At 74.9% G+C, this 12,613-nt stretch carries 10 protein-coding genes; 6 read left to right on the top strand and 4 right to left on the bottom strand.

The window, feature by feature from the left end; all coding sequences use genetic code 11:
* Positions 1-308 precede the first annotated feature (308 nt).
* Positions 309-974 (top strand): response regulator transcription factor, encoded by a 666-nt coding sequence (locus ACFV04_RS31675; RefSeq protein ID WP_380343757.1) that lies wholly within the window; start codon positions 309-311, stop codon positions 972-974.
* Positions 975-976: 2 nt separating this feature from the next.
* A complete protein-coding gene (locus tag ACFV04_RS31680) occupies positions 977-2,446 on the top strand; it encodes a sensor histidine kinase (protein ID WP_380534222.1) in 1,470 nt (489 codons plus the stop codon).
* Between the two features lie 47 nt (positions 2,447-2,493).
* Here ACFV04_RS31680 and ACFV04_RS31685 read toward each other — a convergent pair whose 3' ends face one another.
* The 4 genes from ACFV04_RS31685 to ACFV04_RS31700 form a co-directional block, all read right to left on the bottom strand.
* A complete protein-coding gene (locus ACFV04_RS31685) occupies positions 2,494-3,750 on the bottom strand; it encodes a sensor histidine kinase (protein WP_380534224.1) in 1,257 nt (418 codons plus the stop codon).
* Positions 3,751-3,758: 8 nt separating this feature from the next.
* Positions 3,759-4,481: an ABC transporter permease gene (locus ACFV04_RS31690; protein WP_380534226.1), complete on the bottom strand. Its 723-nt coding sequence runs from the start codon at positions 4,479-4,481 to the stop codon at positions 3,759-3,761.
* The gene (locus ACFV04_RS31695; RefSeq protein ID WP_380534228.1) at positions 4,478-5,500 is read right to left on the bottom strand and encodes an ABC transporter ATP-binding protein; all 1,023 of its coding nucleotides are present in this window, start codon (positions 5,498-5,500) and stop codon (positions 4,478-4,480) included. The genes ACFV04_RS31690 and ACFV04_RS31695 overlap by 4 nt, the downstream gene beginning before the upstream one ends.
* A 344-nt stretch (positions 5,501-5,844) precedes the next feature.
* A complete protein-coding gene (locus ACFV04_RS31700) occupies positions 5,845-8,025 on the bottom strand; it encodes a prolyl oligopeptidase family serine peptidase (protein WP_380534230.1) in 2,181 nt (726 codons plus the stop codon).
* Positions 8,026-8,337: 312 nt separating this feature from the next.
* Here ACFV04_RS31700 and ACFV04_RS31705 point away from each other — a divergent pair, with 312 nt between their 5' ends.
* The 4 genes from ACFV04_RS31705 (at position 8,338) to ACFV04_RS31720 (ending at position 12,525) form a co-directional block, all read left to right on the top strand.
* Positions 8,338-8,532: a DUF2304 family protein gene (locus ACFV04_RS31705; RefSeq protein ID WP_030062563.1), complete on the top strand. Its 195-nt coding sequence runs from the start codon at positions 8,338-8,340 to the stop codon at positions 8,530-8,532.
* 31 nt (positions 8,533-8,563) lie between these two features.
* Positions 8,564-9,472 carry an N-acetyl-1-D-myo-inositol-2-amino-2-deoxy-alpha-D-glucopyranoside deacetylase gene (mshB, locus tag ACFV04_RS31710; RefSeq protein WP_360261013.1) on the top strand — a complete coding sequence of 303 codons (909 nt, stop codon included), beginning with the start codon at positions 8,564-8,566 and terminating at the stop codon, positions 9,470-9,472.
* The gene (locus tag ACFV04_RS31715) at positions 9,469-9,927 is read left to right on the top strand and encodes a DUF6113 family protein (protein ID WP_380343779.1); all 459 of its coding nucleotides are present in this window, start codon (positions 9,469-9,471) and stop codon (positions 9,925-9,927) included. Before mshB ends, ACFV04_RS31715 begins: the two co-directional genes overlap by 4 nt.
* A gap of 243 nt (positions 9,928-10,170) precedes the next feature.
* Positions 10,171-12,525 carry a hypothetical protein gene (locus ACFV04_RS31720; protein ID WP_380534232.1) on the top strand — a complete coding sequence of 785 codons (2,355 nt, stop codon included), beginning with the start codon at positions 10,171-10,173 and terminating at the stop codon, positions 12,523-12,525.
* Positions 12,526-12,613: the final 88 nt, after the last annotated feature.

Consider the following 12,613-nt stretch of genomic DNA (forward strand, 5'->3'; position numbering starts at 1 on the left):
CCCGGCCCCGGCGCCGGACCCCGCGCCGCCCGGTGCCGGCGGCCGACGTGCGGCTGCCACCCCCGACGACTCGGCGCCGGCCCGCGCCGCGCGCTCCTCGGCGGACGCCGGTGCCGGCCGCGGCCCGAAGTCACGGACCCCGACGGCCTCCTGGAGAACGGTCATCCGCCAGCCCCTCTCGCTCCGGGCACCGACCCGAACGGATCGGCGAAAACGGCAAGAGCATGCGACAAGACCCCTGAAGCGACGCTGAGAAAGCTGAAGGCCGCTTAAGGAACGGATCCGGCGCCGGTGGCATCCTGATCCGCATGGAGATTCTGGTGGTGGAGGACGACGCCCAGGTCGCCGCGGCCGTCCGGCGCGGCCTGGAGGCCGAGGGCTACACCGTGGACCTCGCCCCGGACGGTCTCACCGGCCTGCGGCTGGCCCAACGGCACGCCTACCGGGCGATCGTGCTCGACATCATGCTGCCCGGCCTGAACGGCTACAAGGTGTGCGAGGCGCTGCGCGCCGACGGCGTGACCACCCCGATCCTGATGCTGACCGCCAAGGACGGCGAGTACGACGAGGCCGAGGGCCTGGACACCGGCGCCGACGACTACCTCACCAAGCCGTTCTCCTACCTGGTCTTCCTGGCCCGCCTGCGCGCCCTGATCCGCCGCAGCCAGACGCCCGGCCCGCTGCTGCGGGCGGGCGACCTGTGGCTGGACCCGGCGGGCCGCCGCTGCGGCCGCGGCGGCGCCGAAATCACCCTCACCGAGCGCGAGTTCGCCGTGCTGCGCTGCCTGGTCGAGCACCCCGGCGAGGTGCTGTCCAAGCGCCGGATCGTCGACGAGGTGTGGGACATCGCCTTCGACGGCGAGGAGTCCATCGTCGAGGTGTACGTCAGCATGCTGCGCCGCAAGGTGGACACCCCGTTCGGCGTCCGCTCGATCACCACCGTGCGCGGCGCCGGCTACCGAATGGAGTCCTGACCGTGCTCAGCCGCCTCTCCACCCGTCTGCGCACCTCGCTGGCGGCCGGCCTGGCGGCGCTGCTGCTGCTCGGCGGCGGCGCCTGGTGGCTGCGCGGCCACATGTACGACGCCCAGGTGCAGGCCGCGAACGCGGAGGCGAAGGCACAGGCCCGGGAACTCAGCAACGGCTTCAAGTACGGCCAGCAGGTGACGGACAGCTGGCAGCTGCCGTACGTGGTGCTGGGCAGCGACGGTCAAGTGCTGCTCATGGGGGGCCCGCTGACCACCCAGCACCTGACCGGGCCGCTGCCGGCCGCCGTGCCGCACCTGGCACCGGACGACTGGCAGACGGTCCAGCGGATCTCCATCGGCCCCGCGGGCACGGCCGCCGCCAACCGCTACTCGGGGCGCGCCTTCACCGCGATGGGCAGTTGGAGCCCGCTGCTGCGCAAGGACGGCACCCAGGTGAAGCCGACGGTCGGCCCGTTCACGGTGTACGTGCTGGCCACCCCGTTCGCCGCCGAGGCCTCGCTGCACAGCATCGACCCGGTGCTCCGGGCCGGTGTGCCGACCGCCGCCCTGCTGGTCGCGCTGATGGCCTGGATCGCGACCAGCCGCGCGCTGCGCCCGGTGGACGCGATCCGCGCCGAGCTGGCCGAGATCGGCGAGCACCGGCTGGACCGCCGCGTCCCGGTGCCGCGCTCCGGCGACGAGATCACCCGGATGGCCCGGGCCACCAACGCCACCCTGGACCGGCTGGAACGCTCCGCCGCCCAACAGCAGCGCTTCGTCGCGGACGCCTCGCACGAGCTGCGCAGCCCGATCGCGGCCCTGCGCACCAACCTGGAGGTCTCGCTCGCCCACCCCGAGCACACCGACTGGCCCGCCGCGACCCGGGAGGCGCTCACCTCGGTCGAACGCCTCCAGCAGCTCACCGAGGACCTGCTGTTCCTGGCCCGCGGCACCCACCCGGCGACGGCCGGCCGGCTCGGCACCGTCGACCTGTCCGCCGTGCTGCGCGAACTCGCCGACCAGTACCGCCCGGTCCTCGGCGCCCGGCTCACCCTGCGGGTGGACGCGGCCGAGGCGGTGCTGGTGCACGGCAGCCGGATCCGGCTGCACCGGCTGGTGCGCAACCTGCTGGACAACGCCCAGCGGCACGCGGCCACCGAGGTGACGATGTCCGCGCGGCAGAGCGCCTACGGCTGCGTCGTGGAGATCCGGGACGACGGCCCGGGCGTGCCGCCGGAGGACCGCGAGCGGATCTTCGAGCCGTTCACCCGGCTCGACGAGGCCCGTAGCCGGGACGCCGGCGGCAGCGGTCTGGGCCTGGCCATCGCGGCGGACGTCGCCACCCGCCACGGCGGCACCCTGCGCGTCGCCCACGCCCCGCGCGGCGCCCGCTTCGTCCTGGAGCTGCCGCCCGTCGAGGCGGCCGGCCGGGGACGGTCCGCGGACTCCGGCGGGCCGGAGCCCGCGAGCCGCACCTGACCCTGCGCCGGGGCCCGGGCGCCGGCCGTCCTTCGAGGGGCCGGGCGCTACCCCACCTTCGAGGCGTCGGGCGCGACGGTCACCGTCCGCAGCGGAACCGAGGCCCGCATCCGGAAGCCCTTTCCCCGCTCCCCGGGCCCGGTCTCCAGCCGCCCGCCGACCAGCGCCAGCCGCTCCTCCAGCCCGGACAGCCCGTTCCCCGGCTGGGACTTGCCCGGCCCGCGCCCGTTGTCGGCGACCTCCAGCACGGCGTAGCGCCCGCCGTGCTCCTCCCAGCTCTCGTCGGCCGTCACCGTGCAGACGGTGGCGCCCTCGCCGTGCCGGACGATGTTGGTGACGGCCTCGCGCAGCGCCCAGGCCAGCGCGCCCGCCTCCTCGTCGGCCAGCCCCGGCCAGCTGTCCACCAGCTCCGGCGCGGCCTCCAGCCGGACCTGGGCGGCGCCCAGCGCGGTACGGGCGGCGGCGAGTTCGACCGGCAGGGTCGGCCGGCGGAAGCCGGTCACCGCCTCCCGGACGTCGATCAGCGACTGCCGGGCGACCTGTTCGATGTCGGCGACCTGCGCCCGCGCCTTCTCGTCGGCGCCCGCGTCCATGAACCGGCCGGCCAGCTCGCTCTTCAGGGTGATCAGCGAGAGCGAGTGCCCGAGCAGGTCGTGCAGGTCGCGGGCGAGTCGCAGCCGCTCCTCGGAGGCGGCCAGGTGCGCGACGGCGGCCCGGGCCTCGCGCAGTTCCTTCATGGTGGCGACCAGCCGCTGGAGGCCGGTCATCGCGACCCCGGCCAGGAAGGCGCTGAGCGTGAAGGTGGCGATGTTGTCGGTGTCGACGCCGCTCAGCAGGCCGACCGCGGCGGTGAGCCCGGCCATGGCCCCGAGGGCGCCCAGCGCGTAGTTCGCCGGGGTGATGATCGCGACGCACACCGAGGCGTAGATGAACAGGGTCAGGAAGGCGTCGCCGAGGACGAAGGGCGCCACCGAGGCCAGCACGATCATCGTCGCGACGATCACCCGGCAGGCCCGCGGCCGCATCCCCGACTGCGAGCGGAAGATCACCAGCAGCACGTACGCCGCCACGAACCCGGCCAGGCAGCACCAGCCGAACACCCGGTCGGCCGCACTGTGGCCCCCGCTCACCAGGTCGCCCGCCGGGTAGGCCAGGTAGGTCATCCACAGCAGCATCCAGGAGACCTTGACCACCAGCTGCCGCCTGGTCTCCACCGGGGAACCGGGCACGCTCATGAACGACGCGCGCTCCGCACCCGCCTTCGGCGACTCGTCGGGGCCGTGGGTCTGACGCGCGTCGCTCATGTGGATCATCATGCCTGTCGGGTGTCGCGCCGGTACAGGGCCGCCGCGGCGACGACGAACACCACCAGGAAGCCCGCCAGCCCGGCGACCGCGACGGTGTCCAGGGACTGCCCGGGCCGGGTGAAGCCCGCCAGGTGGTTGTACAGGTACACCGGGTCGAACCGGGCGAACTTCTCCAGCGAACCGCTCACCGGGAACCAGGTCCCGCCGAACAGCGCCATCGCCATGTAGGTGATCATCACGATCGGCTGCACCGCGTCCGGCGCCGCCGCGTACCCGAGCGCCACGCCGAGCGCCGCGAAGACGAAGCTGCCCAGCCACAGCGCGAGGCCCAGCCCGGTCCACTGCGCCGCACTGAGCACGACGCCCTGGGCCGCGCCGACCGCGAACACCACCAGGATCGCCGGCAGCGTGGTGACCGCGCTCGCCGCGATCTTGCCGACGGTGTACGCCCGGCCGGGCAGCGCGGTCAGCCGCAGCTGCCGGGTCCAGCCGCTCTTGCGCTCCAGCGAGATCCGCTGCGCGCTGCCGGTCAGCACCGCGCCGACCGCGCCGAAGGTGGCCATCGAGACCATGAAGTAGGTCTTCACCGGCAGTCCGCCGGCCTGGTCGGCGGCCCCGTAGGCGTGGATGAAGAAGACGTACATCAGGGCCGGGTACAGCACGGTGAAGAACAGGTAGCGCCGGTTGCGCAGGGTCCGCAGGACCTCCAGCCGGATCAGGGTCGTCATCGCACGCTCTCCTTGTCGACGCTCCGGCCGGTGGCGGCGCTCCCGGCGCTCCCGGCGTTCCCGGCACCGTCGGCACCGTCGGCGCTCCGGGGCCCGGCCGCGCGGTCCAGCTCGCCGGTGATGGTCAGGAAGGCCTGTTCCAGGCCCACGCCGGTGACCTCCAGCCCGCGCGGGTACAGGCCCGCCCGGTAGAGCCCGGCGACGCTCGCGTCGGCGTCCGCGGTCCGGATCCGCACCGTCCGCACGCCCGGGACCCGGGCCGTGACGTCCAGCGACTGCACGCCCGGCAGGGTGCGCAGCAGGCGCTCGTCGGCCTGCCCGTCGCCGTCGTGGAGCTCGAAGGCGATCCGGCGCACCCCGGCCCGCGCCTTGATCTCGGCGGAGCTGCCGTCGGCGATCAGCCGGCCCCGGTGCAGCACCAGGACGCGGTCGGCGATCGAGTCGGCCTCCTCCAGGTAGTGGGTCGCGAACAGCACCGTGCGCCCGGCGTCGGCCTGCGCCCGCATGCTCGCCCAGAACGACTGCCGGACGCCGACGTCCATGCCGGTGGTGGGTTCGTCCAGCACGATCAGGTCGTTGTCGCCCGCGATCGCCAGGGCGAAGCGGACCCGCTGCTCCTGACCGCCGGACAGCTTGTCGACCCGGCGCTCCGCCAGCTCGGTGATCCCCGCGTCGGTCAGCACCCCCGTGACCGACCGGCCGCGCGGGTGCACGTCGCAGGCGAGCCGCACCAGCTCGCGCACCTTGACGTCGGACATCAGCCCGCCGCTCTGCAGCATCGCGCCGACCCGGCCGGCCGCGATCGCCGCCCGCGGGGTGCCCCCGAAGAGCGTCACGCTGCCCCGGTCGGGCTCGCGCAGCCCCAGCAGCAGGTCCAGGCTGGTGGACTTCCCGGCGCCGTTCGGGCCGAGCAGGGCCACGGTCTCGCCCGGCCGCAGCACGAGGTCCAGTCCGTCCACGGCGCGCACCCGCCCGTAGCTCTTGCCCACGCCGCGGAAGGCGGCCACCTCGGTGTCCATCGCCCGGCTCCTCTTCCCTGGTGCTGTCGCGTCCGGTGCTGTTCGCACCGGTTCAGGGTCCCGCGCGGGCGGTCGGCGACGGCAGTGTCCGCCGTCGTGCCTTCGGCATGACGGATGTCATGCCGAAGGCCGGTACCCGCATCAGGGGTACCGGCCGCGGAAAGGGCAGGTCAGGGGCGGTTGTCGGCCCCGGGGGCTAGCATGCCGGGAGATCCGGCCGGACTGGTCGCCCCGCGGGGCACACGCGGCTCAGGGGGAGCGGCGCGGACTCCGGGCACCGCACGCGAAGGGCCCGGGTCTTTCGGCGATCCGGCTCCGCTCCCCCTCCTCCGGCCCCGGCCCGGTCACGCCCCGAGCGCGCGCTTCACGAAGTCGACCTGGAGCAGCAGCAGGTTCTCGGCGACCTCCTCCTGCGGGGTCATGTGCGTGACGCCGGACAGCGGCAGCACGGTGTGCGGGCGCCCGGCGGCGAGCAGCGCCGAGGAGAGCCGCAGGGTGTGCGCGGCCACCACGTTGTCGTCGGCCAGCCCGTGGATGATCATCAGCGGGCGCTCCAGCCCGGCCGCGTACCCGCTCAGCGAGTTGGCCTCGTACACCTCGGGCCGCTCGGCCGGGTCGCCCAGGTAGCGCTCGGTGTAGTGGGTGTCGTACAGCGCCCAGTCGGTCACCGGCGCGCCGGAGACCGCCGCGTGGAAGACGTCCGGGCGGCGCAGCACGGCGAGCGCGGAGAGGTAGCCGCCGTACGACCAGCCGCGGATGGCGACCCGGTCGAGGTCCAGCGGGAACTCCCCGGCGAGTGCCTGCAGCGCCTCGACCTGGTCGTCCAGGGTGGCCCCGGCGAAGTCGAAGGCGATCGACTTCTCCCAGGCCGGCCCGCGCCCGGGGGTGCCGCGCCCGTCGGCGACCACCACCGCGAAGCCCTGGTCGGCGAACCACTGCGAGTTGAGGTGCGGGTTGTGCGCCTGGACGACGCGCTGGCCGTGCGGGCCGCCGTACGGGTCCATCAGGACGGGCAGCAGGCCGTCCCGTTCGCGGTCGTAGCCGGTGGGCAGGAAGACGGCGGCCGGGATGCGGCGCTCGCCGGCGAAGCGGAAGACCGGGCGGGCGGTGATGACCGGCGTCTCGGCGTACGAGGCGATGGTGGCGACGTCGTCGACCACCACGCCCTCCGGCAGGTCGCGGGCGACCTGGACGAGGGTGCCGGGCAGGTCGGGCTCGGCGGTGGCCCGCACGGTGATCCCGCCGCCGTGCACGGCGCTGGTGACGGAGGTGAACGGCCGCCCGTTGGAGGACTCCCAGCCGAGTCGCTTGCCGTCGTGACTGATCCGGCCGACGGCGATCCAGCCGGGCTCGGGGTCGGTCTCGGCGGCGCCGCCGGAGGCGGAGAAGAAGACCTCGTCCTCGGTGACGGCGACGACGGACCGGACGTGCAGGTCGGCCCCGGTGACGGCGTGGTCGCCGACCACCAGCGCCCGGACCCCTCCCTCGTCCGAGATCCGCACCAGCTTGCCGTCCGGGGTCCACGCCGGGACGCCGCCGAACAGCTCCAGCCAGACCGCGTCCTCCTCCGCGTGCAGCACCTCGGTGGCGCCGGTGGCCACGTCCAGGCCGAGGATCCGCTGGCTGCGCTGGTCGCGGGACTGCACCTGCAGCAGCGGCACGCCGCCCTTCGACCAGTGCACCCGGCCGAGGTACGGGAACGCCGCGCGGTCCCACTCCACCTCGGTGCGCCCGCCGTGCATGTCGAGCACCCAGAGGCCGACCTCGGCGTTGGCGGTGCCGGCCGCCGGGTAGGGGACCTCGGCGGGCTCGCGGTCCGGGTTCGCCGGGTCGGCGATCCACCAGCGGCGCACCGGGCCGTCGTCGGCGCGCTCGACCAGCAGCCGGTCGCCTTCCGGGGACCACCAGAAGCCGCGGTCGCGGTCCATCTCCTCCTGGGCGATGAACTCGGCCTGGCCCCAGGTGACGTTCGGTCCGTCCGGCTCGGCGAGCACCCGGTCGCCGCTGCCGTCGGTGCGGGTCAGCCGCAGCTCGCCGGCGGTGTTGGCGTACGCGACGCAGCTGCCGTCCGGGGACAGCCGCGGGTCCAGCAGCGGCCCCTGGACGGGAAGTTCGGTGGTCGTTCCGGTGACCAGGTCGGCCGTGAAGAGGCGGCCGGAGAGCGCGAAGGCGGCCAGCGTGCCGGTCCCGTCCAGGGCGTAGCCGACGATGCCGGCCGAGCCCTCGCGGCTGCGCTCGCGGCGGGCCTTCTCGGCCGGCGAGAGGTCCTCCTCGCCGCCGCCGAGCAGAGCCGCCGGGTCGGCGGCGATCCGCTCCTCGCCGGTGGCGGTGTCGAGGGTCCAGAGCAGGTTGGCCCGGTCGCTGCCCTTGGGGGTCCCCCCGGCCGGGGGCTGGGGGCGCGAGCGGAGGAAGACGACCCGCGAGCCGTCCGGTGCGACGGAGAACGAGCGGGGCGCGCCGACGGTGTAGCGCAGGGTCCGCGCGTACTGCCGGGGGAAGGTGTCCGCAGGGGTGTGGGAGGTCATGGCACCAGACCCTACGACGCCGAACTGCCGCTGCCGGGAGGCTGGTGATCACTCGTTCGGAGCATCATCCCCAAGTGCGCCCCAAAGGCCCTCAAACCGCCTCCGACCGGCCCGGGCGCGCCGTCGGCGCTGCGCCGCCCCACACGCCGGGGCTCACCGAACGTCACGCTCCCCTTACCCATCGGGTATGACTTGTCGGGCGAGTGATCGTCGGCCCCGTCCCGGTCCCCGGTCGCCCGCAGCCCAGTCCCGCACCGTCCCACCGCCGCCCTCCCCCAGGGGTGGCGCGCCCGAGAAGGGGTGTGAGCCGACATGGCCATGAACATCTCCGCCGCCGTGCTGATGCTGGTCATCGTGGTGGTGCTGATCCGCCGCTCCGGCCTGAAGCTGGCGCACGCGATCGTCTGCGCACTGCTCGGCTTCTACCTGGCGTCCAGCTCGATCGCGCCGTCGATCAGCCAGGTCACCAGCAACCTCGCGGGGATGATCAACGGCCTGAAGCTCTAGCCCCACCCGGCCGGTGGTTAGGCTTCCTCCCATGACCGCGACTACCGGCCGCCGACTCCTCCTCGTGCACGCACACCCCGACGACGAGTCGATCGGCAACGGCGCCACCATGGCCCGGTACGCCGCCGAGGGCGCCCGGGTCACGCTGGTGACCTGCACCCTCGGCGAGGGCGGCGAGGTGATCCCCCCGGAGCTGGCCCACCTGACGGCCGATCGGGACGACACCCTCGGCGCGCACCGGATCGGCGAGCTCACCGAGGCGACGCGCGCCCTGGGCGTCACCGACGTCCGCTTCCTCGGCGGCCCCGGGCGCTACCGCGACTCCGGGATGATGGGCGTGCCCGACAACGACGCCCCCGGCTGCTTCTGGCGCGCGGACGTGGACGAGGCGGCCGGCCACCTGGTCGCGGTGATCCGCGAGGTGCGGCCGCAGGTCCTGGTCACCTACGACGACAACGGCGGCTACGGGCACCCGGACCACATCCAGGCGCACCGGGTCGCGATGCGCGCGCACGAGCTGGCCGCCGACCCGGCGCACCGCCCCGAGCTGGGCCCGGCCTGGCGGATCGCCAAGGTGTACTGGAACCGGATGCCCCGCTCGGTGATCGAGGCCGGGCTCGCCGAGACCGCCGCCAAGGCGTCCTTCCCCGGCGTGGCCCAGCCGTCCGACGTCCCCGGCGTGGTCGCCGACGGGACGGTCACCACGGTGCTGGACGGCGCCGCGCACGCCGGGCGCAAGGCGGCCGCGATGGCCGCGCACGTCACCCAGATCACCGTGGACGGCGCCTTCTTCGCGCTCTCCAACCACCTCGGCCAGCCCCTGCTCGCCACCGAGTACTACCAGTTGGTGCGCGGCCAGGCCGGGCCCGGCCGACCCGAGGACGACCTGTTCGCGGGCCTCGACGTCGCGGCCGCGAACGCCGAGGAGGACGTGCGATGACCAAGCCCGTTGCCCCGCCACCGCACCGCTCGATCACGGCGGCCGTCCTCGGCACCCGCGACGAGCGGCTGGCCGAGCCCCAACCCCCGCGCGCCGCCCGGATCGCGGCGTATGTCCTGTTCTTCCTGTTGGGCATCGCGGTGTCGGTCTGCGGATCCTTTGTGCAGGCCCTGTGGCCGCCCGCGGGAGTCCTGCTGGCGCTGGCCGCGACCGCCGCCACGTTCTACGCCGGCCTGCGGATCACCGGCACCCGGCTCGGCGCGGGAGCACCCGCGGCCGGCTGGTTCCTGGCGATGCTGCTGCTGATCGTGCCGCGGCCGGAGGGCGACAACGTCCTGTGGTCCAACGCCACCTCGCTGGCCTGGCTGTTCGCCGGCTCGGTGCTGGGCGTGATCTGCGCCACCCTGCCGACCCGCACCAGCTGGTTCCCCGGAGTGCCCGGCCCGCCGCGCTGACCCCGGCAGGACGCGGCGTACGGTACCGCGTACGACGCGCAGTCAAGAGCACACGGCCTTACTCTCATACCGGAGGAACCGGACGTATCAGGATCTGTCCGAAGCCGTTCACCGCTCAGTTCTTCCCAGTATGGTGGTCCCGCAGAACGCCGTACCCGACCGCCGCCCGCCCCAGCCGGGCCCGGCGACCACGAACCGCGGTCGCGCCGCACGGCCCTCCCGCGAACCCGGAGCACAGCAGCATTGAGCAGCCGCGAATCTGACAACGCCCACCCGACGCCACGGCGCACGGGTCCGGACGCCTACCCGTCGGGCACCCCGCCCTACGGCACGCCCGGGCACCCCGGCGGCGACCGGGCCGCGGCCGGCGCGGGCCAGGGCGCCGCGGACGGCGGCGAGGACGACGGCCCGAAGACCGAGACCACCCTGACCACCCGGGTCCGGATCAACATCCCCGGCTCGCGCCCGATCCCGCCGGTCGTCGTCCGTAGCGCCGTCAAGAACGAGGACGGCCCGGCCGAGGAGGCCCCGGCCCCCGAGCAGGGCAGCCCCCGGCACCGCTCCGCGCCGTCCTCGCCCGTCCTCGGCGTGATGGAGGGCGGCAGCGGCACGGCCGCCCAGCCGAACCTGCCGCCGGAGTGGGAGATCCCGCCGATCCCGCCGGCGACCTCCGAGTCCGAGTCCACCGGTGCCTGGTTCCGGCCGCGCCAGAAGAAGGCGCCCGCCACCGAGGCCGCCCCGGCCACCGTGCCCGCCGCCGCCCCGGCCACCCAGGCCGCGCCCGCCGCCGAGCCCCGGCCGCAGGGTGCCCGCCAGGCCGGGGGCGCCGCCGCCCGCGCCAACGGCGCGCCGAACGGCCGCCCGGTGCCCGCCCAGGGCAAGGCGCCGAACCCCGGCGCCCCCGCCGCGCGCACCCGCGCCGAGGCCCCCGTGGAGGAGCCCGGCGTCTACGAGGCCGCCGACCCCTTCGCGCCCGCCGCCGACCCGTTCGGCCCGACGCCCGGGCCCGACGCCGGCACCCGCGGCCCGCGCGGCGGCCGGCCCCAGCAGAACGGCGCGCGCCAGAACCGGCCCCAGCAGAACGGGGCCCCGCAGAACGGTGCGCGGCAGGGCGGTGCCCGGCAGAACAGCCCCCGCCAGGGCGGCCCGCAGAACGGCTTCCAGCCGAACGGCCACCCGTCGGACCCGCTCCCGCAGGGTGCGCCGGGCGCCGGGCCGAGCCCGGAGGACACCTCGGTCGACGGCTTCAAGCCGATCCGCGAGAACACCCCGCCGCCCGCCGGGATATCCGGCATGCCCCGCAACGGCGCCCCACGCGGTGCCGACGAGCGTCCGCAGCCGGGCCTGTTCGCGTCCGCGCCGACCGGCGCCGACCCGTTCGCCACCCAACGTCCGGCCGCCCCCGGCCAGGACGCCCCGGGCGCCCCGGCGGCCCCCAACGGGCTCTTCCCCGGCGCGCCCGGTGCGGGCCCGCAGCCCGGCCGCGCCCAGCAGCCGGGCCGCGACCCGGAGGCCACCGAGGTCACGCCGGTGCCCGCCCCCGGACCGCGGCCGCCGGCCGGCCAGGGGCCCAACGGCACTCCGCCGCCCGCCCCGGCGCCCGCCAAGTCCGAGCCCGCCCCCGCGAAGGGCAAGGCCAAGCGCGGCGGCGGCAAGAAGCTGGTCAAGCTGGGCGTCTACGGCATCGGCGGTGTGCTGTTCCTCGGCGCCGCCGCGTACGGCACCGGCCTGATGCTCAACCAGTCCGACGTCCCCAAGGGCACCGTGGTGCTCGGCACCGACATCGGCGGCAACAGCCGTGACCAGGCGATCCACTCGCTGGACGCCTCGGTCGGCAAGGCCGGTCAGCAGCCGCTCAAGCTGAAGATCGGCGACCAGACCGTGGACCTCGACCCGACGGTCGCCGGGCTGAGCTTCGACACCACCGCCACCGTGGACGACCTGGCCCAGCACAGCTACAACCCGGTCGACGTCATCAAGTCCCTCCAGGGCGGCAGCAAGGCCGTCGCGCCGGACGTCAAGGTCGACCGGGCCAAGCTCAAGGCCGCCCTCGACTCGCTGTCGGCCGGCTCGGGCCAGGGTCTGCAGGAGGGCTACGTCAAGTTCGGCGAGCCCAACGGCGAGCCGATCGTCGTCCCCGGCCGGGCCGGCCAGGCGGTGGACTCGGCGAACGCCCTGGACGCGGTCGAGCAGGCCTACCGCGACCGCGCCGCCGGCAAGCCCGACCAGCCGGTCGCCCTGGCCGTCACGGCCGCCCAGCCGAAGGTCTCCACCCAGGCCCTCCAGGCCGCCGCCGACAGCCTCGGCAAGCAGGTGGCCGCCGGCAAGGTGCACGTCGTGGCCGGCACCAAGACCTGGGACTTCGGCGGCAAGACCGCGGCCAAGGCGCTCACGCTCGTCCCGGACGCCTCCGGCAAGATCGTGCCCAAGTGGGACCTCGACGCGCTCTCCACCCAGCTGGGCGGCGTGTTCGACAAGGTGAAGGTCAAGAAGAACGGCCAGCTCGTCGCGATCACCCCGCAGGACGTCGCGGACGGCATCGCCTCGGTCTTCGACAAGACCGGCGACAAGGACCGCACCTTCAAGTTCGCCGTCTGACGTACCGCCTCCCGTCGAGGGGCGGGGGCCCCAACCGTGCCGCCCCCCGACAACACCCCCACCCCGGCAGCACAATTTTTAGCCACAC

The sequence above is a fragment of the Kitasatospora sp. NPDC059599 genome, from assembly GCF_042735125.1.
Classification (GTDB): Bacteria; Actinomycetota; Actinomycetes; order Streptomycetales; family Streptomycetaceae; genus Kitasatospora.